The organism is Actinomadura atramentaria DSM 43919 (assembly GCF_000381885.1).
Lineage (GTDB): Bacteria > Actinomycetota > Actinomycetes > Streptosporangiales > Streptosporangiaceae > Spirillospora > Spirillospora atramentaria.
Genome location: NZ_KB907209.1, coordinates 551,162 through 576,000 on the forward strand (window position 1 = coordinate 551,162; position 24,839 = coordinate 576,000).

At 75.1% G+C, this 24,839-nt stretch carries 19 protein-coding genes; 15 read left to right on the forward strand and 4 right to left on the reverse strand.

Going from position 1 to position 24,839, the window contains the following annotated elements:
* Positions 1-32: 32 nt before the first annotated feature.
* Together ilvD and G339_RS0106540 are read right to left on the reverse strand one after the other, a co-directional pair.
* Entirely contained in the window at positions 33-1,889 is a 1,857-nt protein-coding gene (gene ilvD / locus G339_RS0106535; RefSeq protein ID WP_026341204.1) for a dihydroxy-acid dehydratase, read from the reverse strand.
* Between the two features lie 257 nt (positions 1,890-2,146).
* A complete protein-coding gene (locus tag G339_RS0106540; RefSeq protein ID WP_019630276.1) occupies positions 2,147-3,001 on the reverse strand; it encodes a nuclease-related domain-containing protein in 855 nt (284 codons plus the stop codon).
* 218 nt (positions 3,002-3,219) lie between these two features.
* Here G339_RS0106540 and G339_RS0106545 point away from each other — a divergent pair, with 218 nt between their 5' ends.
* On the forward strand, positions 3,220-4,650 hold the full coding sequence (locus G339_RS0106545; protein WP_019630277.1) for an amidase: 1,431 nt from the start codon (positions 3,220-3,222) through the stop codon (positions 4,648-4,650).
* Between the two features lie 4 nt (positions 4,651-4,654).
* On the opposite strand, the gene G339_RS0106550 is transcribed toward G339_RS0106545, so the two are convergent.
* Both G339_RS0106550 and pepN read right to left on the reverse strand, forming a co-directional pair.
* Positions 4,655-5,629 (reverse strand): hypothetical protein, encoded by a 975-nt coding sequence (locus G339_RS0106550; RefSeq protein WP_019630278.1) that lies wholly within the window; start codon positions 5,627-5,629, stop codon positions 4,655-4,657.
* Positions 5,630-5,729: 100 nt separating this feature from the next.
* A complete protein-coding gene (pepN, locus tag G339_RS0106555; protein ID WP_019630279.1) occupies positions 5,730-8,264 on the reverse strand; it encodes an aminopeptidase N in 2,535 nt (844 codons plus the stop codon).
* A gap of 160 nt (positions 8,265-8,424) precedes the next feature.
* Here pepN and G339_RS0106560 point away from each other — a divergent pair, with 160 nt between their 5' ends.
* The 14 genes from G339_RS0106560 (at position 8,425) to G339_RS0106625 (ending at position 24,817) form a co-directional block, all read left to right on the forward strand.
* Complete coding sequence (locus G339_RS0106560) at positions 8,425-9,039, forward strand: mycothiol-dependent nitroreductase Rv2466c family protein (RefSeq protein WP_019630280.1); 615 nt, start codon at positions 8,425-8,427, stop codon at positions 9,037-9,039.
* A 103-nt stretch (positions 9,040-9,142) separates the two neighbouring features.
* Complete coding sequence (locus G339_RS0106565) at positions 9,143-9,835, forward strand: energy-coupling factor ABC transporter permease (protein ID WP_026341205.1); 693 nt, start codon at positions 9,143-9,145, stop codon at positions 9,833-9,835.
* An 11-nt stretch (positions 9,836-9,846) separates the two neighbouring features.
* A complete protein-coding gene (locus tag G339_RS39750) occupies positions 9,847-10,173 on the forward strand; it encodes a PDGLE domain-containing protein (protein WP_026341206.1) in 327 nt (108 codons plus the stop codon).
* Complete coding sequence (gene cbiQ / locus G339_RS0106575; protein WP_019630281.1) at positions 10,174-10,938, forward strand: cobalt ECF transporter T component CbiQ; 765 nt, start codon at positions 10,174-10,176, stop codon at positions 10,936-10,938.
* Positions 10,935-11,702: an energy-coupling factor ABC transporter ATP-binding protein gene (locus G339_RS0106580; protein ID WP_019630282.1), complete on the forward strand. Its 768-nt coding sequence runs from the start codon at positions 10,935-10,937 to the stop codon at positions 11,700-11,702. The genes cbiQ and G339_RS0106580 overlap by 4 nt, the downstream gene beginning before the upstream one ends.
* A 168-nt stretch (positions 11,703-11,870) precedes the next feature.
* Positions 11,871-12,806 carry an ATP-binding protein gene (locus tag G339_RS0106585; RefSeq protein ID WP_026341207.1) on the forward strand — a complete coding sequence of 312 codons (936 nt, stop codon included), beginning with the start codon at positions 11,871-11,873 and terminating at the stop codon, positions 12,804-12,806.
* Positions 12,807-12,863: 57 nt separating this feature from the next.
* Positions 12,864-13,934 (forward strand): hypothetical protein, encoded by a 1,071-nt coding sequence (locus G339_RS0106590; protein ID WP_026341208.1) that lies wholly within the window; start codon positions 12,864-12,866, stop codon positions 13,932-13,934.
* A gap of 42 nt (positions 13,935-13,976) precedes the next feature.
* Positions 13,977-14,453, forward strand: a complete 477-nt coding sequence (locus G339_RS0106595; protein ID WP_019630284.1) for a ribose-5-phosphate isomerase — start codon at positions 13,977-13,979, stop codon at positions 14,451-14,453.
* Between the two features lie 184 nt (positions 14,454-14,637).
* Complete coding sequence (locus G339_RS32815) at positions 14,638-15,801, forward strand: PP2C family protein-serine/threonine phosphatase (RefSeq protein ID WP_084693131.1); 1,164 nt, start codon at positions 14,638-14,640, stop codon at positions 15,799-15,801.
* A 257-nt stretch (positions 15,802-16,058) separates the two neighbouring features.
* On the forward strand, positions 16,059-16,589 hold the full coding sequence (locus G339_RS0106605) for an NAD(P)H-dependent oxidoreductase (RefSeq protein ID WP_019630286.1): 531 nt from the start codon (positions 16,059-16,061) through the stop codon (positions 16,587-16,589).
* Positions 16,586-17,161 (forward strand): flavin reductase family protein, encoded by a 576-nt coding sequence (locus tag G339_RS0106610; RefSeq protein ID WP_019630287.1) that lies wholly within the window; start codon positions 16,586-16,588, stop codon positions 17,159-17,161. The genes G339_RS0106605 and G339_RS0106610 overlap by 4 nt, the downstream gene beginning before the upstream one ends.
* A gap of 63 nt (positions 17,162-17,224) precedes the next feature.
* Complete coding sequence (locus G339_RS32820) at positions 17,225-18,628, forward strand: sensor histidine kinase (RefSeq protein WP_019630288.1); 1,404 nt, start codon at positions 17,225-17,227, stop codon at positions 18,626-18,628.
* Positions 18,629-18,657: 29 nt separating this feature from the next.
* The gene (locus tag G339_RS0106620; RefSeq protein ID WP_019630289.1) at positions 18,658-20,190 is read left to right on the forward strand and encodes a carboxyl transferase domain-containing protein; all 1,533 of its coding nucleotides are present in this window, start codon (positions 18,658-18,660) and stop codon (positions 20,188-20,190) included.
* 175 nt (positions 20,191-20,365) lie between these two features.
* Positions 20,366-24,817, forward strand: coding sequence for a hypothetical protein (locus G339_RS0106625; RefSeq protein ID WP_019630290.1), 4,452 nt, complete (start codon positions 20,366-20,368; stop codon positions 24,815-24,817).
* Positions 24,818-24,839: the final 22 nt, after the last annotated feature.

The following is a 24,839-nucleotide window of genomic DNA, read 5'->3' on the forward strand; positions in this document are numbered from 1 at the left end:
GAACCGGGGACGGGGCCTCGCGCGTCGCGTTCTCAGCGGCCGTCGAGCAGCGTCACGTCGCGCGCCGCGCCGGTCGACGCGGACGTCGCCAGCGCCGCGTACGCCTGCAGCGCGGCGCTGACCGTGCGCTGGCGGTCGCGGGGCCGGTAGCGGCCCAGCTCGTCCAGCAGCCGGGCGCGTCGGGCCTCCAGCTCGGCGGCCGGGACGTCGAGGTCCAGCCGCCGCTCGGGGATGTCGATGACGATGCGGTCGCCGTCCTCGACCAGCGCGATGACGCCGCCGCCCGCCGCCTCCGGGGACGCGTGCCCGATCGACAGGCCGCTCGTCCCGCCGGAGAACCGCCCGTCGGTGATCAGCGCGCACGCCTTCCCCAGGCCGCGGCCCTTGAGGAAGCTCGTCGGGTACAGCATCTCCTGCATGCCCGGGCCGCCCTTCGGGCCCTCGTAGCGGATGACGACGACGTCGCCCTCCTTGACCGCGCCGCCGAGGATGCCCTGCACGGCGTCGTCCTGGCTCTCGAAGACCACCGCCGGGCCCGCGAAGCGCCACAGTTCTTCCTCGACCCCGGCCGTCTTGACGATCGCGCCGTCCTCGGCGAGGTTGCCGCGCAGCACTGCCAGGCCGCCGTCGCGGGTGTAGGCGTGCTCGACGTCGCGGATGCAGCCGTTCACGCGGTCGAGGTCCAGTTCCTCCCAGCGCGCGCTCTGGCTGAACGCCGACGTGGTGCGGACGCCGCCGGGCGCCGCGTGGAACAGCTCGACCGCCTCGGGCAGGACGTCCGGCGACCGCACGTCCCACTTGGCGAGGAACTCGGTCAGCGACGACGAGTGGACGGACGCCGTCGTGCGGTGCAGCAGGCCCGCCCGGTCCAGCTCGCCGAGCAGCGCCGGGATGCCGCCCGCGCGGTGGCAGTCCTCGACGTGGTACTTGCCGGTCGCGGGGGCGAGCTTGCAGACGCACGGGACGCGCCGGGACAGCTCGTCGATCTCCTTGAGCCCGAAGTCGACCCGTCCCTCGAACGCCGCCGCGAGCAGGTGCAGGATCGTGTTCGTGGAGCCGCCCATCGCGATGTCCAGCACCATCGCGTTCTCGAACGCCTCCTTGGTGGCGATGTTCAGCGGGAGGACGGACGAGTCGTCGTCCTCGTAGTACCGCTTCGCGATCTCCACCACCGTGCGGCCCGCGTCCTCGTAGAGGCGGCGGCGCGCGGTGTGCGTGGCGAGCGTCGTGCCGTTGCCGGGCAGCGCGAGGCCGATCGCCTCGGTGAGGCAGTTCATGGAGTTGGCGGTGAACATGCCCGAGCAGGAGCCGCAGGTCGGGCAGGCGGCCTCCTCCATCTCGGCGAGCTTGGCGTCGCTGATGGACTCGTTCGCCGCCGCGATCATCGGGTCGATGAGGTCGAGCTTGTTGCCGCCCGCGACGCCCTCGACGGGCTTGCCCGCCTCCATCGGCCCGCCGGACACGAACACCGTCGGGATGTTGAGCCGCAGCGCGGCCAGCAGCATCCCCGGCGTGATCTTGTCGCAGTTGGAGACGCAGACCAGGGCGTCGGCCTGGTGCGCGTTGACCATGTACTCGACGGCGTCGGCGATCAGCTCGCGGGACGGCAGCGAGTACAGCATCCCGTCGTGGCCCATCGCGATGCCGTCGTCCACCGCGATCGTGTTGAACTCGCGGGGGACACCGCCCGCCTCCTTGACGGCCCCCGCCACCACGTCGCCGACCTCGCGCAGGTGGACGTGGCCCGGGACGAACTGCGTGAAGCTGTTCGCCACCGCCACGATGGGCTTCCCGAAGTCCTCCCCGGCGACGCCGCTGGCCCGCATGAGGGCGCGCGCGCCCACCATGTTCCTGCCGTGCGTGACCGTACGTGACCTGAGCGGGGGCATGGACCTCTCCAACCTTCGGTATGCCGCGACGACGTCCCGAACCCCGTCGCGGGCGGTGTGAGGGCCGTCCTGGGGCGGCCCGAAGCAGGGCGGTCGCAGCGGCGGATCGCGGCGCTGCCGCCGGTGTCGCGGAGGTCGTGCGGACCGGCCGACCGTCTCCCGAGTCTACTCGCCGCGCGCGGACGCCGGCCGCGCGGCCGGGGACGCGACGAGGGGGAAGGCCGGAGACCGGCCTTCCCCCTCGATCGTTCCGCGGTTCAGGGGCCTTCGGGGTACTTCGGGGGCAGGGAGTTCTCGGCGGCCGAGTAGATGCGCTGGACGTCGGCCTCGGTGAGGATCGTGGGGCGGCGGCGCAGGTACCCGCGCGCGCGGGTGCCCGAGTAGACGTCCACGTCGCGGACGCGCATCACCTTCCACGGGATGGACGGGCCGTAGATCGCCACGGACGGCTGGACCGGCACCTCGAACCCGACCTGCGCGCTGATGGTCCTGCTGGCCTGCTCGGCCTCCCAGCGGGCCTCGTCGAGGCGGTCCTTCTTGTTGAAGGGGCCGTGGAACAGCTTGCGGTGGGACATCGTCCGCACCGGCAGCCGCCGGTCCCACTTCTCGGAGTCGATCGCGTACACGCCGCTCGGGCCGATCACCAGGTGGTCGATGCGGCCGTCGCTGACGCCCTCGTCGTCGCGCGGGACGGCGCGGGCGTGCAGTACCCGGTAGCCGTTGCGTTCGAGGGCCTTGAGCTGCTTCTCGGTCTTGCGCTCGACGGCGGACGACTTCTGCCACGCCGCGACGCTGCTGGTGCCGCGCCGCGCGCGCCGGACGACGTCGTAGACGACGTACAGCGCGCCCAGCGTCACGCCGAGGCGCACCCCGAGCACCACCGAGCCGACGACGGCGACGGCGACGGCCACGGCGGCGCGCTGCATCCAGCGGCGCACCTGCGGGTCGCCGACGAGCTCGCCGTAGGTGCGCGGCCGCCGGGGGGCGTCCTCCGGCGGGGGCGCCGGGGGTTCCGTGTCGCGGGCGGCGTCGGGGACCCGGTCGTCGAGAGTTTCGTCCTCGGGCGGAATGCCTACGTCCTGATGGGTGTCGCTGCGTTCCCTGATCGACATGGGTGACGCTCCGTGTTCCTTCCGCACCGGAAACATGATTCTCCGAGCGCAGAGTAATCAGTTTCGAGGGGCGGCGACTAGCCGCGCCGGGTGCAGAGTTTTGTCGCCGTCTTCGCGCGATTCGCACATCCCTGCCGGGGGTAAGGGCGCCCTCACCCCTCGCCGCGTCCCCGGCGCTCCTTGGAGGACGGGCGGTGGGGCGTCTACCGTCGGGCCGTGTGACGCAACTCCATGATCTGACGGTCCTGCGGCTCGCCGAGGCGATCCGCTCCCGCGAGGTGTCGCCCGTCGAGGCGACCGACCACTACCTGGACCGGATCGACCGGTTGAACGACCAGGTCGGGGCGTATGTGACGGTCACGCCCGAGATCGCGCGGGCGCAGGCCGCGGCGGCGGAGAAGGCGGTGCTGGACGCCGCCGACCCGGCCGCGCTGCCGCCGCTGCTCGGCGTGCCGGTCCCGATCAAGGACCTCAACATGGTCAAGGACGTCCGGGTGACCCTCGGCTCGGAGGTATATGCGGGTCTGACCGGTTTCGTGGACGACAATGTCGTCGTCCTGCTGAGGGAAGCGGGTTCTGTCCTTCTCGGTAAGACCAACACCCCCGAATTCGGTCTGCCCTGTTACACCGAAAACGGCGTGTCCGCCCCGGCGCGGACGCCGTGGGACCTCGCCCGCTCGGCGGGCGGGTCGAGCGGCGGCGCGGCCGCGGCCGTCGCGGCGGGCCTCGCCCCGGCCGCGCAGGGCAGCGACGGCGGCGGCTCGATCCGCATCCCGAGCAGCGTGTGCGGGCTGTTCGGGATCAAGCCGACGCGCGGCCGGGTCTCGTCCGGCCCGATCGTCCCGGACCTGTTCGGGCTGTCCACCAACGGGCCGATCGCGCGGACCGTCCGGGACGCGGCGCTGCTCCTGGACGTCATGGCGGCGTCGTTCCCCGGCGACCTGTACCTGGCCCCGCCGCTCGCGCCCGGCGAGACGTTCCTCGGCCACGCCGAGCGGCGGCCGGACCGGATGCGGATCGCCCGCAGCGCCGTCCCGTTCGTGCCGGACGCGGTCGTCCACCCCGACTGCCTCGCCGCCTACGAAGAGGCGAGCGAACTGCTGGAGAGCCTCGGCCACGAGGTCGTGGACCTGCCGTTGACGCTCGGCGACGACCTGGTCCCGCAGTTCGAGAAGCTGTGGGCGGCGATGGCGACGCGCACGCCCGTCGATCCCGCGCAGGAGGGGAAGCTTCAGCCGCTCACGCGGTGGCTGCGGGAGACCGGCGCGGGGACGTCGGCGTCGGAGCTGCTGGACGCGCTCACCGCGTTCCAGTCCGCGCTGCGCGCCGTGCTGCCGGGGCTCAACGAGTTCGACGCGATCCTGCACCCGACGCTGGCGCAGCCGCCCGCCGAGATCGGGCACTTCCACGGGTGCGAGCCCGCGGAGAACTTCCGGCGGCAGACGATGTTCACGCCCTTCACGTCCGTCTACAACGTGTCCGGGCAGCCCGCGGTGAACGTGCCGCTGCACTGGACGGACGGCGGCCTGCCCATCGGCGTCATGCTCGCGGGCCGCGTCGGCGGCGAGGGCGACCTGATCGCGCTGTCCGCGCAACTGGAGGAGGCCCGGCCGTGGATCGGCCGGACCCCGCCGATCTGGGAGCGGTAGGCGGTCAGCCGAGGGCGCGGACGAGCCGGTCGCCGACCTCGTGCAGCAGCGTGTCGGCGGCGATCGGGGCGGCGGCGACGGCGGAGAACAGCGCGGGCAGCCCCGGCAGCGGGAACCCGTCGCCGTCCGCGTCCGCCAGCGCCGCCGCCGCGAGCGGCCGGTGCCGCAGCGACGCCAGCGCGCGACCCCACGCCGTCTCGACCTCCTCCGGCGACGGCACGCCGAACCCGTGCCCGACCGGCGCGGCGTGCCGGAGCCGGACGATCGCGGTGTCCGCGAAGTCGGCGGCGAGCCGCGCGCGGGCCGTCAGGTCCGCGCGGACGGGCTCGTCCAGCCGGGTCATGACGCTGCACGGCGTCCGGCAGCGGGCGGCGCACTCGCCGAGCGCCGCGGCGACCTGGCTGTGCTGCCGGTCCAGGTACGCGCGCCAGCCGGACGGCGGTTCGGCGGCGACGCGCAGCGTCCGCTCGCACGCCGACCGCTCCGGCCGCGTGTGGTCGCACCGCCGGGGCGTCCCCGGCTCGATCGGCACGCCGAACCGGCTCTCCGCGCCCGTCACCGCGCCGCCGATCAGCGCCGGGTCGCCCGCGTGGCCGAGCACCGGCTCCCACGCCAGCAGCGGCAGGTACTCGCTGGCGATGTGGACGGCGGCGACGAGCGCGGCCATCTCCCGCCGCCGCCAGCGGATCTCCACGACCTCCAGCAGCAGCGCGTACGCGGGCCGCAGGCTGGCCAGCGCGCCGCGCGGCCGCTCACGCGGCGTCTGCGGCATCCGGGACGCGCGCGCCCGGTCGAGCAGGTCGCGGGGGACGTCGCCCACGGCCTCGGGCATCCCGAAGTCCTCGGCGTCCAGGTCCAGGACGCGCTGCCCGAACGCGCACAGCGCCGCCACCGCCGGATCGCCGCCGGTCAGCGCCTCCAGGTCGCCGAAGGCGTGCCGCCGGGCCAGCGCCCGCAGCACGTCGCGTGCCGTCTCCACGATTTCCGGTCCTCCCCGAGTCCGGCGTCCCGCGCGCCGGAACCCCATGCTTCCAGGGATGGAAGCGGCGGGTCCCGGCGCACGGGACGACACGGCCGGATCAGGACGCGGCGGCGTCCCGCTCCCGGGCGCGCAGCGCGCGGACCACGCCGTCGCGGCCCTCCGACAGCAGCCGGACGAGCGCGGGCGGCGGGTTCTCCGCCGCCAGGTAGGCGTCCGTGCGGTCCAGCGTGGACTGGTCGATCACCAGGAACGGGTACGCCACCTCGGCGAACGTCTGCGAGGTGTCGCTGGTCCACTCGTTCCAGATCCGGCCGACCTCGGCGAAGTACCGCTCGGCGTACGGCTCCAGCAGGTCGGTGTGGTCGGGGTCGACGAACCCGGCGATCGTCGCGCGGAACACCGCGTTCGGCAGCTTCCCGCCGGTGACGGCCGCCCACGCCGCGGCCTTGGCCTCGGCGGTCGGGATCTGCGCGCGGGCCCCCGCCGCCTGCCGCTCGCCCGCGGCGGTCGGGTCGCGGGTCAGCTCGGCGTCGATCTCGGCCTCCCCGGCGCGGCCCGCGCCGACCAGGCGGCGCAGCAGGCCCCAGCGCAGGTCGGTGTCGACGGTCAGGCCGGGCAGCGCCGCGGAGCCGTCCAGCAGCGCCGCGATCCAGTCCAGGTGCTCGTCGCCCGTCGCGACGCCGGTGAACGCCTGGGTGTAGAGGAGCTGGAAGTCCGACCCGGGCTCGGCGTCGCGGGCCAGGTCGTACAGCGCGTCGGCGAGCAGCCGCAGCCCCTCGGCGCGCCACTCCGGCGCGGCGTACTGCTGGACGGCGGTGCGCGCCTGGCGCAGCAGCGTCTGCGCGACCGCGACGTCGGTGACGCCCCGGATGCCGCTGACCACCAGCTTGACGTAGTCGCGGGTGGCCATCTCGGCGTCGCGCGTCATGTCCCACGCCGCCGACCAGCACAGCGCGCGCGGCAGGCCGTCGCGGATGTCGCCGATGCCCTCGACGAGCGTGCGCAGCGAGTGCTCGTCCAGCCGGACCTTGGCGTAGGTCAGGTCGTCGTCGTTGACCAGGACCAGGTCGGCGCGCTTCTCGCCGACCAGCTCGGGCACGTCGGTGCGGGCCCCGACGACGTCCAGCTCGACGCGGTGCCGCCGCACGATGCCGTCCGGCGTGCGGTCGTACAGGCCGACCGCGACGCGGTGCGAGCGCAGCGTCGGGTAGTCCGGCTTGGCCTCCTGGACGACGGAGAACGAGGTGAAGTTCCCGTCCGCGTCGACCTCGTAGGACGGGCGCAGCGTGTTCGCGCCCGCCGTCTCCAGCCACTCCTTCGACCAGGACGCCAGGTCGCGCCCGGACGTCTCCTCCAGCGCGTCCAGCAGGTCCGCCAGGACGGTGTTGCCCCACGCGTGCCGCTGGAAGTAGCGCCGGACGCCCTCCAGGAAGTTGTCCCGCCCGACGTAGGCGACGAGCTGCTTGAGGACGCTCGCGCCCTTGGCGTAGGTGATCCCGTCGAAGTTCACCTCGACGGCCCGGATGTCGGGGATGTCCGCCGCGATGGGGTGGGTGGACGGGAGCTGGTCCTGCCGGTACGCCCACGCCTTCTCGACGTTGGCGAACGTCGTCCAGGAGTTGGTCCACCGGGTGGCCTCGGCCTGGCAGAGGACGCTCATGTAGGTGGCGAACGACTCGTTGAGCCACAGGTCGTCCCACCAGCGCATGGTGACGAGGTCGCCGAACCACATGTGCGCCATCTCGTGCAGGATCGTCTCGGCGCGGCGCTCGTAGGCGGCGTCGGTGACGCGGGAGCGGAAGACGTAGTCCTCCAGGTACGTCACGCAGCCCGCGTTCTCCATCGCGCCCGCGTTGAACTCGGGCACGAAGAGCTGGTCGTACTTGGCGAACGGGTACGGCCGGTCGAAGACCTTCTCGAAGAAAGCGAAGCCCTGCCGGGTGACGTCGAGGATCGCGTCGGCGTCCAGGTGCTCGGCCAGCGACGCGCGGCAGTAGACGCCGAGCGGGATGGCGGTGCCGTCGGGGCGGCGGTACTCGCCGGTGACGGCGTGGTACGGGCCCGCGACGAGCGCGGTGATGTACGTCGAGATCTTCGGCGTCGGCGCGAAGTGCCAGCGGCCGTCGCCTGAGGAGTCGGCGGCCTCGTTCGTGACGACCTGCCAGTCGGCCGGGGCGGTGACGGTCAGCTCGAACGTCGCCTTCAGGTCGGGCTGGTCGAAGCACGTGAACATGCGGTGCGCGTCGGCGGTCTCGAACTGGGTGTAGAGGTAGACGCCGCCGTCCACCGGGTCGACGAAGCGGTGCAGGCCCTCGCCGGACCGCGAGTAGAGGATGTCGGCGGCGACGCGCAGCTCGTTGTCCTCCCGGAGGTCGTCCAGGGGGAGCCGGCCCTTGGCGGCGTCGTAGCGGGCCGGGTCGATCGGGCGGCCGTTCAGCGTCGCCTCGCGCACCACCGCGTCGTGCAGGTCGACGAAGCTGTCCGCGCCGGGCTCCGCGCAGGCGAACCGGATCACGGTCGTGGAACCGAACCGCTCCTCGCCCGCCGTGAGGTCCAACTCCACCGCGTAGGACCCGACGGTGAGCAGCCGGGCGCGTTCCCGCGCCTCGTCGCGCGTGAGGTTGCCTGCCACATGCTCTCCTTGATTCGTGCTTCCTGGTCCCCTCATATCTACCAACCGGCCGGGGTCCGCACCGGGGATGCCGCCGGGTCCGCGCGGGAATGGCGGCGGCGGCCGCCCGGTTGGCGTTGAGCGGTGACATCTCGCTTTCCCGGCCCGAAGGAGGGTTCCCGTGACGCAGGACGACCGTACGCAGGTGGACTTCTGGTTCGACCCGCTGTGCCCGTGGGCGTGGATGACGTCCCGCTGGATGTTGGAGGTCGAGAAGCTGCGGCCGATCGACGTGCGCTGGCACGTGATGAGCCTCTCGGTGCTCAACGAGGACAAGGACGTCCCCGAGGCGTACAAGAAGATGATCAAGGAGGGCTGGGGGCCGGTGCGGATCTGCGTCGCCGCGGAGCAGAAGCACGGGCCGGAGGTGCTCGGCCGCCTCTACACCGAGCTGGGCACGCGCCGCCACCTGGAGCGGGCCGACTTCGGCCGGGAGATGTTCGAGGCCGCGCTGGAGGCCGCCGGGCTCGACCCGGCGCTGGCCGACGCCGCCGAGTCCACCGAGTACGACGACGCGGTGCGCGCCTCGCACGCCGACGGGATCGACCGCGTCGGCCAGGAGGTCGGCACCCCGGTGATCGCCGTGGGGGAGAACGCGTTCTTCGGTCCGGTCGTGTCGCCCGCGCCGCGCGGCGAGGCGGCGGCGAAGCTGTGGGACGGCGTGCTCGCGGTGTCGGAGACGGACGGGTTCTTCGAGCTGAAGCGCTCCCGCACCCGCGACCCGATCTTCGAGTGACATTCACCTGCCCCTGAGGGGCAGTTGCAACTGTCTTGCATGTGCATACTGGATGCCGTCAAACTGGGCGTAATTGGAACGATCTGCCAGGACGGTGATGGGTGTGCATGTACCGGATGGGTTCATCAACGCTCCGGTGTCCGTCGGGGCGGGCGTCGTCGCCGCGGCGGGCGTCGCGCTCGCGCTGCGCGGCGCCCGCCGCGAACTCGACGACCGGACGGCGCCCCTCGCCGGGCTGACCGCGGCGTTCATCTTCGCCGCCCAGATGCTCAACTTCCCCGTCGCGGGCGGCACCAGCGGGCACCTGCTCGGCGGGACGCTCGCGGCGATCCTCGTCGGGCCGTACACCGGGGTGCTGTGCGTGTCGGTGGTGCTGCTCGTCCAGGGACTCGTGTTCGCGGACGGGGGCATCACCGCGCTCGGCGTCAACATCGTCAACATGGCGCTGGTGACCGTCGTCGTCGGGTACGGGCTGTTCCGCCTGCTGATCCGCGTGCTGCCCCGGTCGCGCGCGTCGGCCGCCGCCGCGTCCTTCGTCGGCGCGGTCGTGTCCGTGCCCGCCGCCGCCGTCGTGTTCACGCTGATCTACGCGCTCGGCGGGACGACGGACGTCTCCATCGGCAAGGTCGCGACCGCGATGATCGGCGTCCACGTCCTCATCGGGATCGGCGAGGCGCTGATCACCGCCGTCACCGTGTCCAGCGTCCTGGCGATCCGGCCCGACCTCGTCTACGGCGCGCGCGGGCTGGCCGCGCCGCTCGAACTGCGCACCGAGCCCGCGCCCGCCGCGCGCTGAGAGGAGCCACCGTGAGAACCAAGCGCTTCTTCGCCGTCTTCCTGCTGGTCTCGCTCGTCCTGGCCGGGATCGTCAGCTACTACGCCAGCTCCAGCCCGGACGGGCTGGAGAAGGTCGCCGCGGACAAGGGCATCGCGGCCAAGGAGAAGTCCCACACGATGAAGGACTCGCCGCTCGCGGACTACGGCGTCAAGGGCGTCGGGGACGGGCGGCTGTCCGGCGGGCTCGCCGGGGTCATCGGCGTCGGCGTCGTGCTGGTGCTCGGCGGCGGCGTGTTCTGGGCCGTCCGGCGGCGGCCCGCGCCCGTGCCGGCGCCCGTGCCGGCGAAGGACGCGTAGGTGGGAGCCGGGCACGCCCACCGGCTCTACGTCGCGGGCGCGTCGCCGATCCACCGGCTGCCGCCGCAGTGCAAGCTCGTCGCCGTCCTGCTGTTCGTCCTGGCCGTCGTCGCGACGCCGCGCGAGCGCGTGTGGGCGTTCGCCGGGTACGCGGTGCTGCTCGCGGTCGTCGCGGCGGTCGCGCGGATTCCGGCGGGGCTCGTGCTGCGCCGCGTCGTCATCGAGGTCCCGTTCGTCGCGTTCGCTTTCCTGCTGCCGTTCATCGCCGAGGGCGAGCGGATCGCCGTGCTCGGCGTCCGGGTGAGCGAGGACGGGCTGTGGGGCGCGTGGAACATCCTCGCCAAGGGCACGCTCGGCGTCGTCGCGTCGATCCTGCTCGCCTCGACGACGGAGCCGCGCGTCCTGCTGCTCGGCATCGAACGGTTGCGCGCGCCGCAGCTCCTCACGCAGATCGCCGCGTTCATGCTGCGCTACACCGACGTGGTGTCGGCCGAACTGGCGCGGATGAGGACGGCGCGGGCGGCGCGCGGGTTCGAGGCGCGCGACCTGCGCGCCACGCGCGTGCTGGCGCGGTCGCTCGGGGCGCTGTTCCTGCGCTCGTACGAGCGGGGCGAGCGCGTCCACCTCGCGATGGTCAGCCGGGGCTACGCCGGGCGGATGCCCGCGACCGCCGACGTCGGGGCGACCGCCGCGCAGTGGTCGGCGGCCGCCGTCCTGCCCGCGGTCGCGGCGCTGCTGGCGGCCGCTGCTTGGATGGTGCCGTGACCACGTCTGAATCCGTCCCGTCGCTGCGGGTCAGCGGACTCGCCTACGCCTACCCCGACGGCACCCAGGCCCTGTACGGGGTGGACGTCACGATCGGGCGCGGCGAGCGCGTCGCGCTGCTCGGCCCGAACGGGGCGGGCAAGACGACGCTGGTCCTGCATCTGAACGGCATCCTGCACGGCGGCCTCGGCACCGTGGACGTCGGCGGGCTGCGCGTCGACCCCAAGGACAAGAAGGCGCTGCGGGAGATCCGCCGCCGCGTCGGGATCGTCTTCCAGGACCCCGACGACCAGCTCTTCATGCCGACCGTCCGGGAGGACGTCGCGTTCGGGCCCGCCAACCTCGGGATCGCCGGGGCCGAGCTGGACCGGCGCGTCGCGGCCGCGCTCGACCGCGTCGGGATGGGGCACGTCGCGGACCGGCCGCCGCAGCACCTCAGCTTCGGGCAGCGCCGCCGCGTCGCCGTCGCGACCGTGCTGGCGATGGAGCCGGAGATCCTGGTGCTGGACGAGCCGTCGTCCAACCTGGACCCGGCGGGCCGCCGCGAGCTGGCCGAGATCCTGCTCGGCCTCGACGTGACGGTCCTGATGGTCACCCACGACCTGCCGTACGCGGCGGAGCTGTGCCCGCGCTCGCTGATCCTGTCCGGCGGCGTCATCGCGGCCGACGCACCCACGCTGGACCTGCTCGCGGACGACGAGCTGCTGCGCGCCCACCGGCTGGAGCTGCCGTTCGGGTTCGACCCGGCGGCCGCCGCCCGTTGAGCGCCGCCCGTTGAGGGGCGGTCCGCCCGGCGCGTCCCGGTCCCGCGGGTGAGAGGTCGGCAACACTCCGGCCGGTTCTCGACGATTCGGCTTGCCCCGTCGCGCGGGGTTCGGGAAACTCACGGTCCGTAGTGGCAATGGTTTTCATATCCGAATCGGGGGCATACCGTGAAAATCGCGTTCGTGGGCAAGGGCGGCAGCGGCAAGACCACGCTGTCGTCGCTGTTCGTCCGGCACCTGGCGGCGCGGGGGCTGCCGGTCGTCGCCGTGGACGCCGACATCAACCAGCACCTCGGCGTCGCGCTCGGCCTCGACGACGACCGCGCCGCCAAGGTCCCCGCGCTCGGCGAGCGGCTGACCGAGATCAAGGAGTGGCTGCGCGGCGACAACCCGCGCATCGCGTCCGCCGCCGCGATGGTCAAGACGACGCCGCCCGGTGCGGGCTCGCGGCTGCTGCGGCCCCGCGGCGACGACCCGGTCCACGCGCTCGGGCAGGAGGTGGACGGCGTCACGCTGCTGGCCACCGGTCCGTTCAGCGACGAGGACCTGGGCGTCGCCTGCTACCACTCCAAGACCGGCGCGGTCGAGCTGTACCTGAACCACCTCGTGGACGGGCCCGGCGAGTACGTCGTCGTGGACATGACCGCCGGGGCCGACACGTTCGCGTCCGGACTGTTCACCCGGTTCGACCTGATGTTCCTGGTCGCCGAGCCCACCCGGAAGGGCGTCGGCGTCTACCGGCAGTACACCGAGTACGCGCGGGACTTCGACGTCGCCATCAAGGTCGTCGGCAACAAGGTCCAGAACGACGACGACGTCGCCTACCTGCGCGACCACGTCGGGGACGACCTGCTGGCGTGGGTCGGGCAGTCCGCCGCCGTCCGCGCGTTCGAGCAGGGCCGCGCCGGGGTCGCCCTGGAGGACGCCAACGCCGCCGCCCTCGACGCGATGCTCGCCGCCGTGGACGCCCGCGCCAAGGACTGGGACGCGTACTTCCAGCAGGCCGTGGACTTCCACATCAAGAACGCGCGGTCCTGGGCGAACCGCGCGGTCGGCGCGAACCTCGAGGAGCAGGTCGATCCCGGGTTCCGCTACCCGGCCTGAAACGGGCGGCCGGACGGGGCTACCGGCGCGGCGGCGGGCGGGTTACGCTACGCCGCCATGACGTTCAGCCCGCCGCCCGGCCCCCCGCCCGGTCCGCCGCAGCCGCCCGGCCCTCCTCCGCGCGGCGCCGAGGCGCGGCCGCGCGCGTTCCTCGTCGGACTGGGCGCGGTCGCGCCGCTGCTGGTGCTGTTCGTCGTGTTCGGCAACCCGTGGGTCCGGACGTGGCTGTTCACGCACGTCCACGCCGACGAGTCGATCCTGACGCCCGTCATGTGGCTGTCGTTCCTCGACTGGGGGTTCGGGCGGGGGCACCAGCCGCCCGCGGACTACCTCGTCCTCGACCTGCTCGGCACGCTGCTCGCGCTCGGGCTGACGCTGCTGCTGGCGACGGGCGCGGCGCGCTCGCTCGACCCGCGCCGGGGCGCGTTCGGCGCGTTCGCGGGCGCGTGGTGGGCGGCGCTCGTCGGCTGCGCGGTCGGCGGGTTCGTCAAGGGCGGCGCGGTCATCGCGAGTTCGGGCGGGTACGGCAGCACCCAGTACCGCATGCTGTGGACCGTCATGGAGAGCGGGCTCGGGTTCGCGATCGTCTACGGCTGGCTCGGCGGGGCGGTCGCGGTGCTGGCCTACTTCGCGGGCCGGGGCAAGGCGGGCGCGGCGGGGCCGGGCGCGCCGCTCGCGCCGGGGCATCCCGCCGGAGTCCCGTACACGCCGCCCGCGGGGGCGCAGGGGCCGCCGGTCGGCTGGGGGCCGCCCCAGCAGCCCGTGCCACAACCCGTGCCGCAACCCGCGCCGCCGCAGCCGTACGCGCCGCAGCCCTACGCCGCGCAGCCGGGCGGCTGGGGCGCGCCGCAGCCGCCCCCGCCGCCGGGGCAGCAGCCCGGTCCGTACGGCCGGCAGCCGCCGCCCCCGCCGGGTCAGCAGCCGCCTCCGCCGCCGGGACAGCCGGGCGAGCCGTCGAGTCAGGGCCAGCAGCCGCCCGAGCCGCCGGGCCACGAGCCGGAGCGGCCGACGCCGTCCAAGCCGTCCGAGCCGTCGAACCAGGACGCACGGGACGCGTCGGACGAGCCGGGCGAGGCACCCGGACCGGACGACGACGAGGTCACCCGCGCCGACCGCCGCGACGCCTGACCCGGGGACCGGGGGCACCGCGACACCTGCGACAATCTCCGCATGCGCGTGTTTCTGGGATGCGACCATGCCGGCTTCGAGCTGAAGGAGCACCTGCTCTCCTGGCTCAAGGAGAACGGGCACGAGGCCGTGGACTGCGGGGCCCTGCAGTACGACGCGGTGGACGACTACCCGCCGTTCGTGCTGCGCGCCGCCGAGCGCGTCGCCGCCGAGCCGGGCACGCTCGGCATCGTGATCGGCGGTTCGGGCAACGGCGAGGCCATCGCGGCGAACAAGGTCAAGGGCGTCCGGGCCGCGCTGGTGTGGAGCGACGCGACCGCGACGCTGGCCCGCGAGCACAACGACGCGAACGTCATCAGCCTCGGCGCGCGGCAGCACGACCTCGCCGACGCGACCCGGTTCGTCGAGCTGTTCCTGGCCACGCCGTACTCCGACGAGCCGCGCCACACGCGCCGCATCACGATGCTCGCGGAGTACGAGGACACGGGCGAACTGCCCCCGCTGCCCGCCGAGGACTGACCGGAACCGGCCCCGTCCCGCGTCCGCGCGGCACGGGGCCGCCGTGTGTCCGGTCCCGGCCGCAGCCCGCGCGCGGCGGCGGTTCCGGGACGGTCGCACCCGCGATGACCGTCCCGTCGCGCAGGGTGATCGCGGCGGTGGAACCCCACCGTGGGCGCCGGATGCTCGGTATGGTCCTAGCGTCATGCTGCAACGACTGGTGCGCCTTCTTCCGCTCCGGGCCCGCGCGTTCCTGCGCCGGATGCCGGTGCTCGTGCGCCTGTACCGGTGGATGCGGCAGGGCAAGCTGACCCGCGAGCGGTACGTCTTCGTCGCGCTGGCGCTGCTTGCGCTGGTGATCGGCCTCGGCGGCGACTCGCGGTCGCGGGCGACGTCGGGCGCGCTGGTGCTCATCGTCCTCGGCGGCGGGCTGCTGCTGAAGATCCGGACGGTCGTCGCGCTGCTCGTGGTGGTCGCCGGGATCATCGGGTTCAACGCGTACGCGGCGTGGGACGACGGGCGCGGCCTCGGCGTCGGCCTGATCGCGACGATCGTCATCAGCGCGCTGCTCGCGCTGACCCTGGCCCGGACGCGCCAGCAGCTCGGCGTGCAGGGCCTGCGCGGCGACTCGATGCTGCTGGAGCTGCGCGACCGGCTGCGCCGCCAGGGCGAGCTGCCCGACCTGCCGCCGGGCTGGGACGCGCAGGTCGTCCTGCTCCAGGCGGGCGGGTCGTCGTTCGGCGGCGACTTCGTGGTGTCGGTGCGCGAGGACGACCGGCTGGAGGTCGCGCTGGTCGACGTGTCGGGCAAGGGCACCGACGCGGGGACACGGGCGCTCATGCTGTCGGGCGCGTTCGGCGGACTTCTTGGATCGGTCCAGCGGGAGGGCTTCCTGCCCGCCTGCAACCGCTACCTGCACCGGCAGCGCTGGGACGAGGGGTTCGTCACCGCCGTCCACGTCGAGATCGACCTGGCGACCGGCGCGTACACCGTCGAGTCGGCCGGGCACCCGCCCGCCGTGCAGTTCGACGCGAGCAGCGGGCAGTGGCAGGTCAGCCCGGCCAAGGGCGTCGTGCTCGGCGTCGTGCCGGAGATGGACTGCGTCGCCGACACCGGGACGCTCATGCCGGGCGACGCGCTGCTCCTCTACACCGACGGCCTGGTCGAGACGCCCGGCACCGACCTGGACCAGGGCATCGAGAACCTGCTGGGCCAGGCGGAGCGGCTCGTCCCCGAGGGGTTCCGCAAGGGCGCGCGGGAACTCGTGGAGCGGATGGCGGCCGAGCGCGACGACGACTGCGCGCTCGTCGTGATCTGGCGCACGTGGCCGCCGCCGGAGCGAGTCGCGCGGCCCGAACTGGAAACGTGAACGTCATCTCGATGTAGCCCCCAGTGAACACCGCACCGGCAGACTGGGAACCAGTTCGGCAACCGGCTCGGAACTCGTCGGATCCTCCTCGGCGCGCGAGACCCCGGGCGGTTGGCGGCACCGAAGGTGATGCCCGCGCGAACGGCACCCCAGGGGTGGGAGGCGCCGTCCGCGCGGGCATCGGCCTTTTCCGGGCCGCGCGGGCGTTTCCCATATACCGGCATAACCGATTGACTTGGTAGGGATAGTTCCCTTTAATGGGGCGCGTGAGCTTCCCGGTCATCATCGGCAACCCCCGCCCCCGATCCCGCACCGCCACGGCCGCGCTGGCCGCCGCCCGCGCCGTCGCCGAGGCGGCGGGACTGTCCGCCGTTCCCGAGACCACCGACCTGTCCGAGCTCGGACCGGACCTGCTGCGGTCCGACCCCGGCCCGGACGTCGCCGCCGCGCTCGACCGCGTCGCGGCGGCCGACCTCCTGCTCATCGCCAGCCCCACCTACAAGGGGACCTACACCGGCCTGCTGAAGACCTTCCTGGATCGGCTGCCGGGCGGCGCGCTGACCGGTAAGGTCGCGCTGCCGCTGCTGGTCCTCGGCGCGCCGCAGCACGCGCTGGCCGTGGAGGTCCATCTGCGGCCCCTGCTCGTCGAGCTGGGCGCGACCGTCCCGACCCCGGGGCTCGCGCTGCTCGAACAAGACCTCGACCGGCTCGATTCCGTCGTCACGGAATGGGCCGGCCGTGTGGCCCCCGCCGTGCGGGGCGCTCTGCCGGCGGGGGTGTCCCGGTGACCGGGACGGCGACGGCACGGCCCGTCCCGGTCACCGGGGACTCCTTCCGCGACGCGCTCGCCCGGCACGCCGCCGGTGTCGTCGTGGTCACCGCGCGTCCTTCCGGGGGCGCGCCGGAAGGACTCACCGCGACCTCCTTCACCTCCGTCAGCCTCGATCCGCCGCTCGTGTCGTTCTACGTCGCGCGGTCCTCGACGACGTTCCCGCGGCTGCGGACGGCGTCCGGCTTCACCGTCAACGTCCTGCGGCACGACCAGGCCGACCTCGCGGCGCGGTTCGCCGCGCGCGACGCCGACCGCTTCGCCGCCCCGACGCGCTGGCGGTCCGGGCCGCGCGGCGAGCCGCTGCTGGAGGGCGTCGCGGTCCGGCTGGGCTGCGCGTGGCACAGCGTCCGCGAGATCGGGGACCACCTGCTCGTCGTCGGGCACGTCACCGGCGTCGAGATCGGCGAGGACGACGATCTGCCGCTGCTCTACCACCGCGGGCGGTTCGGACGGTTCGCCGCGCACGGGCGGAACGTCAAGAAAGTCCATCCGGAGGTTTCGCCCGGGCCCGCCCGGCAACAAACATGATCAACTGATCGTCCGTCCCCCGGCGACGGTCGCCGTGCGCGTCCGAGCGGAGGGGGAGCGGAGATGCCGCGTCGCGGGTGGCGCCCGCCGTCGCGCTGGTCGCTGCGCGCCCGGGTGACCTTTCTCGTCACCGCGATCTTCGTCGGCTTCATCATCGCGGGCTGGGTCGCGTACTACTTCATCCTGCACGCGATCGTCTTCAAGAACCTGCGGCACGACGGGGAGAAGGCGGTCGCGGAGATCAGCGCGGCCGTGCGCGCGCCGGGGCCGGACGAGCTGCGGACGCGGCAGCTCGGGTTCTCGCTGATCCAGATCGTGGACGACCGGGGCCGCGTCGTCGCCGCGAACACCCAGGCCGCCGGTCTCCCGCCGCTGACGGCGCGCCGCCCCGCCCGATACGCCGGGACGGTCGCCAAGACGGTGGACGTGGGCGGCTACGACAGCTCCGTCTACGTCGTCGGGGGCTGGGCGCACACGCCCGACGGGTGGCGGATCGTCTACACGGGCCTACCGGTGCCCGTCCTCGGGATCGTCCTGCGCGTGATGATGTGGGAGGCCATCTTCGCGGTGCCGCTCACCGGGCTGGTCGTGGGCTGGGCGATCTGGCACGCGGTGTTCCGGGCCGTCCGGCCGGTGCAGCGGATGGAGCGGGAACTCGCCGCGATCACCGGCGGCGCGGCCGAGCAGCGGCTGACCGTCCCGACGACCGGCGACGAGGTCGCGCACCTGGCCGAGTCGATCAACGTGACGCTGCAGCGGCTGCAGCGGGTGCTGGAGCGGCAGCGCGGGTTCGTCGCGGACGTCTCCCACGAGCTGCGCAGCCCGCTCACCGGGCTCCAGGCGCAGCTCGAGGTGGCGCTGCAGAGCCCGGAGGACGAGGACTGGCCCGCCGTCGCGCGCGGCGCGCTCGGCGAGGCCGACCGGCTGCAGCGGCTCGTCGCGGACCTGCTCATCATGGCCAAGCTGGACGCGGGCGTGCCGCTGGAGCGCGAGGCCATCGACCTCGGCGCGTTCGCGGGCGACGAGTCGGTGCGGCACCGCCGCCGCGTGCCGGTGGACGTGGACGCGGAGCCGGGCGTGCTGGTGTGGGGCTCCAAGCACGCGCTGATGCGCGTCCTGACGAACCTGCTGGACAACGCCGAGCGGCACGCGGCCGGGCGGATCGAGGTGCGGGTGCGGTCGTCCGGCGGCGACGCGGTGCTGACCGTCCGAGACGACGGCGCGGGGATCGCGCCGGAGGACCGGGAGAAGGTGTTCCGCCGCTTCCAGCGGCTCGCCGAGAGCCGCCGCCGCGACAAGGGCGGCAGCGGGCTCGGCCTGCCGATCTCGCGGGACATCGCGAACGCGCACGGCGGGTCGCTGATCGCGACGGGCGACGGGCTGCCGTCGGCGGCGGGCGCGGGGCAGGGGGCGTGCCTGAAGCTGCGGCTGCCGCTGTCGGACTCGGGCACCCGCCGGACGTCCTGACGGGGCGGTCCTCCTATGCTCTGCCGGACATGTCCGCGACCCCGGAGGGAGCCGCCGTGACCGAACGGGTCGGGGCCCGCGTGCTGCTGGACCGCGTCCTCACCGGCTGGCGGTCGTGGGACGAGCCGCCGCCCGCCGTCGCCGAACCGGGCTCGCGGTACGCGGCGGACCTCGCGGCGGCGCGGGAGCGCAGCGGCTGCGACGAGGCCGTGCTGACCGGCGAGGGCCTGCTGCGCGGGCGGCGCGTCGCGTGCGTGGTGTCGGAGTTCCGGTTCCTGGCCGGGTCGATCGGGCTCGCGACCGCCGACCGGATCGTCGCCGCCGTCGAGCGCGCCACGGCCGAGGGGCTGCCGCTGCTGGCCGCGCCGTCGTCGGGCGGGACGCGGATGCAGGAGGGCACGGCCGCGTTCGCGCAGATGGCGCGGATCACGGCGGCGGTCGCGGCGCACCGCGCGGCGGGGCTGCCGTACCTGGTGTACCTGCGGCATCCGACGACGGGCGGGGTGTTCGCGTCGTGGGGGTCGCTCGGGCACGTCACGGCGGCCGAGCCGGGGGCGCTGATCGGGTTCCTCGGGCCGCGCGTGTACGCGGGGCTGCACGGGCGGCCGTTCCCCGACGGCGTGCAGGTCGCGGAGAACCTGGCGGCGAAGGGGCTCGTGGACGCGGTCGTGGGGATCGGCGACCTCGCGGACGTCGCGGCGGCGGCGCTGGACGTGCTCGCGGCGCGCCCGGCGCGGCGGTCCGGCGGCTCGGACGAGCCCGCGCGGGCCGCGCCCGTCGCGGAACGGCCGCTGCGGGAGCCCGCGCCCGTCGAGGCGCCGCCCGCGTGGGAGGCCATCGAGCGGTCGCGGCGCGCGGACCGGCCCGGCGTCCGCGACCTGCTGCGGCGGGCGACGTCGGTGACGCCGCTGTCGGGGACGGGCCAGGGCGAGGCCGACCCCGGCCTGCTGCTCGCGCTGGCCAGGTTCGGCGGCGAGCCGTGCGTCGTCGTCGGCCAGGACCGGCGCAGCCAGCGCACCGGGCACCCGCTCGGCCCGGCCGGGCTGCGGGTGGCGCGGCGCGGGATGGGGCTGGCCGCCGAGCTGGGGCTGCCGCTGCTGACCGTCGTGGACACGCCCGGCGCGGTGCTGTCGGCCGAAGCCGAGGAGGGCGGGCTGGCGGGCGAGATCGCGCGCTGCCTCGCGGACATGATCACGCTGGCCGCGCCGACGCTGGCGCTGCTGCTCGGGGAGGGCACGGGCGGCGCGGCGCTGGCGCTGCTGCCCGCCGACCGGGTGCTCGCGGCGCGGCACGGGTGGCTCGCGCCGCTGCCGCCGGAGGGCGCGTCGGTGATCGTCCACCGGACGCCGGACCGGGCGGCGGAGCTGGCCGGGGCGCAGGGCGTCGGGGCGGCGGACCTGCTGCGCGCGGGGATCGCGGACGCGCTGCTGGACGAGCGGCCGGACGCCGCCGACGAGCCCGCCGCGTTCTGCGCCCGCGCTGCGGCGGCCGTGGCGGCGGAGCTGGCGGCGCTGGGCGAGCCGTCGCCGCGCGCCCGCGCGGCGCGGTACGCCCGACGCTGAGGCGGCCCGTGCTGAGACACCCGACGCTGAGGCGGCCGGCCGGGGCCGCGCGGAGGGCGCCTTTCCCACCGCGGCCCCGGCCGGCCCGCCGTCGCTATTGGACGGCGGATCGAATATAGGGCGGTGGTCCGGGAATCCGTCAAGTCTGTCCGGACTCGCTGCCATAATCCGCGACATGTCCGTCCCCCTGCCGACCGATCCGGCCGCCTCCACCGTCTACCTCGACTGGGCGAAGGCGCACGCCCCCGCGCACATCCCCGACGCCGAACGCCTGGTCGAGGCGCTGCGCACGGGCGTCCACTCGCGCCGCCCCGGCCGCTTCCTGGACGAGCTGGCCCGGCCCGCCCGCGCGCTGCCGCCCGAGCACCTCCCCTGGTACTGGGACACGGTCGCGCACCGGTTCCTGCGCGTCGGGACCAAGCAGGCGGGCGAGGCGTACCTGCTGGCGCGCGCCGCCGAGGCCGAACCGGTCGACGCCGCGTACCGCGCGGCCAACGCGGCGCTGCTCGCCCGCGCGGGCGCGCTCCCGGCCCGCGCGCTGCGCGAGCACCGCGCCTGGCTGGCGGCGACGTTCCCGGCGGACCGGGCGCACCGGGACTTCGCCGCGCTGCTGACCGCGTGGCGCGGGGCCGCGCCGCCCGCCGACCTGGTCCGGCTCGTGCGCGCGTCGGCGAAGGCCGCCGGGCTCGGCGTCGAGGAAGAGGCCCGCGTGCTCGGCCGCGTCCTGGCCCGGTGCGGCGGGACGGCGCTGTCGGACGGCCTGCTGGACGCGGCCGCGGCCGTCTTCGCCAAGGCCCCGCCCGAGCCCGACGACCTGCCCGCCCTCGCGGCCCTCTTCCCGACCGGCGCGACGGACGGCGCGGCGTTCCTGCGGATGCTGGACGCGGCGGGCGTCCTCGCCGCGTTCGCCGACGGTTCACTGGAGCCGGACGGCGGCCTCGCGGCGTGGCTCGGCGGTTTCCCGTTCCACTACTCCTACGTGCGCGTCCCGGGCGGCGGCATCACGGCGCAGCGGCCGCCCGCCGAGCTGTTCGCGGCCGTCGAGCGGCTCGCGCCGCGGATCGACGCGCCGGTCGCGCTGCACCGCTCGCAGTACCGGGCCAGGTCCCTGCTCGACGCCGAACTGCTCGACGCGTGCCTGGCGGCGGGCGTCCCGGTCGAGCACCCCGGGCCGCGCCACGAACTCCACGTCCGCAACGACGGTTCCGGGCGCGACCTGGCCGCGCTCGCGGCCGACCCCGATTTCGGCCCGCTGCTGGAGCGGACGCTCCAGCCGGGCCACTGGGACGGCCCCGGCACCGCCCTCACCCGGCTGCGGCCCGGTTCGGGCATCGAGGCCGGCGTCCACGCGCGGGTGGACGAGCTGCTGCGCGCCGTCGCGGACCAGGGCGCGTGGGCGGCGGGCGAGACGCTGCGCGAGCTGGGCAAGCTGCTGGACACTCCGACGCTCGCCGCGCTCGACGGCGTCGCGGACGCCCTCGCGGCCCTCGACCTCACCGCGCCCGTGCTGCGGACGCTGCGCGCCGGAATCCCGGCCGAGCTGGGCTGGCCCGCGTTCGACGAGGCCGTCGCGGAGCTGGGCGAGGTCGTCGGATGCACCGCGTCCTGGCCCGTCCTCACGCTGTACGGGCGGGACCGCGCCGTCGCGGTCGGGCCGTCCGGGCGCGTCGGGGCGTGCGCGTTCGCGGTGCCGGAGGACGCGAAGTTCCACACCGTCCACTACGTCGGCGGGGACTTCCTCGTCGCGTCAGGGACGATCCCGCAGGCGCCGCGCCGCGTGTTCTGGGCGGGCGAGCCGGGCGCGGTCGCCGAGGTCCAGCCGAGCGCCGCGCACGGCGTCACCGGCGACGTGTCCCGCGTCGGGCACGGCGACCAGTTCGCGGTCGGCGGCGGCCGGTTCGACGGGCGGCGCGTGCTGCGGCCCGGCGACGCGCCCACCGTCGCGTTCCCGCTCCGCCAGGTCGGGGACGGCGCGCGCGTCTGGTCGGCCGACGCGTTCGGCGACCGCGCCGACTGGCAGGCGGTGGACGCGGCCACCGGCGAGGCCGTCGCCGCGCCCGCCCCCGCGTTCTGCACCGTGCCGCGCGCGGGATACGGCATCGACCAGCGGTCGGTCCTGCTCGCGCGGCTCCTCGCCGGGGTCTCCTCCCCGCTCGGGGACGCGGACGGGCTGAGCGGCGCGCGCATCCTGGTCACGGGCGGCGAGGACCCGCATCGGCTCGTCGAGTCCGCGGACGGCCGCGCGGTGCGGCTGCCCGCCGGGGACCGGTCCCTCGCGTGCGCGCTGCTGCGGATTCCGGAGGCGGACGCCGTGCTCGTCGTGCGGGAATCCGACGGGCGGATCGAGGCGATCGAGCCCGCCACCGCGCTGTGGCGCGCGGCGGTCGCGGGCGTCGCGCGCCGGGGCGAGGCGGGGCCGCCCGTGCCGCCGCTGATGTTCTGGCACTTCCTCGCGCCGCGCGACCCGGCGTCGTCGCGGGCGCTGCGGGCGCTGGACGCGTCGGCCGTCCGAGCGCTGCTCGACGGCGCGCCGCCGCCCGGCGTCGCGGACCCGGTGATCGCGGCCTCGGCGGCGGAGATCGCCGGGCGGCTGACGCGGCTCCGCGACGAGCTGGCGGGGCGCGCGCGGATCGTCGCGTCCGGCGCGCTGGTGCGGCCCGCCGCCGACGTGGGCGACGCGGCGCTGCTCCCGGCGCTGCGCGGGCTCGTCGCGAACCACGTCCGGGGCGCGTCGAGGCACCACGTGTCGCCGCTGCCCGTCCTCGCCACCGCCGTCGCGGCGGACGGCGCGTTCCTCGCGGGCGACGTGGACGAGCGCGTCCGCGCGGTGAGCCGCCTCGCGGAGCCGCGCGACTGGACGGTGCTGCTCGGCCGGATCGACGCGGTCGTGCGGCGCGTCCTGTCCCCGGCCGCAGAGGACGGCGAGCGGGCCGCGCTCGCGGACCTGCTGCGGACGTGGGCGCGGACGCCGTTCGCCGCGCCGGGGGAGTGGCGCGTCGGGTTCGTCCCGAACGGCTCGCTGCCGCCCGGCGCGGTCGGCGCGGCCCGGACCTACCGGGGGCAGGAGGCCGGGCACCGCTTCGTCCAGCGCGCGGCCGAGCCCGCCCCGGCGGACGCGAAGGACACCGCGACCGCCGCCGTGACCCGCGACGACGCGGCGCGGCTGGCGCGCGCGCTGGACCTGCTCGCCGAACGCGGCCCCGCGCCGGTCCCGGACGAGGCGGTCGAGGCGTTCGCGCGCCGCACCGGGACGCGCCTGGCCGTCGCCCGGTACGTCCTGGACGGGCTGCGGAGCCGCTGCGACCTCGGCACCGACTTCGTGACCAACATCGAGGAGCAGCGGCGGGCGCTGCGCGCCAAGCCGTACGGGGTGGCGCGGGAGTCGCTGGACGAGGTCGAGCGGACGCTGCGGCGGCTCGACTACGCGGGGCACGCGGCGGTCCTCGCGGCGGGCGTCCCGGGCGACCCGGCCGAGCTGTGGACGCGCGACGGCGCGGTCGCCGCCGCCGAGCGGATGGCGGACGAGTGGGCGGCCCGGCTCGGCGCGCGCCCGCCCGTGGACGAGGAACTGGCCGCCGCGCTCGAACGCGACACCGGGCTCGGCGCGGGCTGGGCCGCCGCGCTGGGCGACCCGGCGCAGCGGGCCGTCCCCGGGCCGACGGTCGTGCTCACCGCGTACGGCAACCACGTCTGGCTCAACTTCCGAGACGCCGACGGAAAGCTCCAGCGGCTGCGAGGCCACGCCTACGCCGAGCGCGCGACGGCGGTCGCGTGGGCGTGCGCGGAGCGGCCGGTCGGCGACCCGGCGCTCGCAGGGCTGCGCGCGGCGGCGGACCGGCTGCGCGCCGTCCTCGACACGCCGGGCCTGATCTCGCACCTCGGGTACCACCGGGTCGGGCGGGGGCGGACGGCGCGGGCGGCGCTGTTCGGGCCGGACACCGTCACGGCCGCGCCGGACCGAGCCGAGGACCGGCCGTTCGAGCTGTTCGACGACGGACTGCTGCTGATCAGGAGCGACGAGGACTTCCAGCGCGTCCTGTTCCGGCCCGCCGGGCTCGCGGACGCCGCGCTCGTCGCGGACGTGCTGGAGGTGTGCGAGGACAACGGGCTCGACCGGCTGGCCGCCGAGGTGCGGCGGGAGTTGGCCGTCCGCGACGTCGCCCGGCTCGTGGAGCGGGCGCTGGACAGCCCGGTGCCCGCCGGGCGGTACGAGTACGACCCGTCGTGCAGCGTGCCGGAACTCGTCGCGGACGTCCGCGCGGCGACCGGCGCCGACGCGGACGCGGCCGCGCTGTACCTCCAGCTCCTCACGCTCGCGCACCCGACCGACGCGAACGTGCGCCGCTGGAACGGGTGGAAGCCCGCCCGGCACAAGGCGGCGCAGGACGAATTGGCCGCGCTCGGGCTCGTCGTCGTGGAGAAGCGCGCGCGGGCGCGGCGGACGGCGTTCATCCCGGGCGAGTGGCAGGAGACGAAGTCGCCCGTGCTGCCGCTGGAGGCGTTCAAGGTGGAGCCGTACCTGCTGGAGGTCTCGCACCGCAACGAGGTGACGGGTCCGTTCCTGCGCGTGCTGCCGCCCCGGCCGATCCACGAGATGTTCCAGGCGGCGTGGGCGGCGCGGACCTGACTTTCGTCAGTAACGCCGCTGG

What these genes read in the sequence shown, in the direction of transcription:
- ilvD (WP_026341204.1), bottom strand. Translation starts at nt 1,889, where the DNA reads ATGCCCCCGCTCAGGTCACGTACGGTCACGCACGGCAGGAACATGGTG.
- G339_RS0106540 (WP_019630276.1), bottom strand. Translation starts at nt 3,001, where the DNA reads ATGTCGATCAGGGAACGCAGCGACACCCATCAGGACGTAGGCATTCCG.
- G339_RS0106625 (WP_019630290.1), top strand. Translation starts at nt 20,366, where the DNA reads ATGTCCGTCCCCCTGCCGACCGATCCGGCCGCCTCCACCGTCTACCTC.
- G339_RS0106595 (WP_019630284.1), top strand. Translation starts at nt 13,977, where the DNA reads ATGCGCGTGTTTCTGGGATGCGACCATGCCGGCTTCGAGCTGAAGGAG.
- G339_RS0106620 (WP_019630289.1), top strand. Translation starts at nt 18,658, where the DNA reads ATGTCCGCGACCCCGGAGGGAGCCGCCGTGACCGAACGGGTCGGGGCC.
- G339_RS0106605 (WP_019630286.1), top strand. Translation starts at nt 16,059, where the DNA reads ATGGGGCGCGTGAGCTTCCCGGTCATCATCGGCAACCCCCGCCCCCGA.
- G339_RS0106590 (WP_026341208.1), top strand. Translation starts at nt 12,864, where the DNA reads ATGACGTTCAGCCCGCCGCCCGGCCCCCCGCCCGGTCCGCCGCAGCCG.
- G339_RS32815 (WP_084693131.1), top strand. Translation starts at nt 14,638, where the DNA reads ATGCTGCAACGACTGGTGCGCCTTCTTCCGCTCCGGGCCCGCGCGTTC.
- G339_RS32820 (WP_019630288.1), top strand. Translation starts at nt 17,225, where the DNA reads ATGCCGCGTCGCGGGTGGCGCCCGCCGTCGCGCTGGTCGCTGCGCGCC.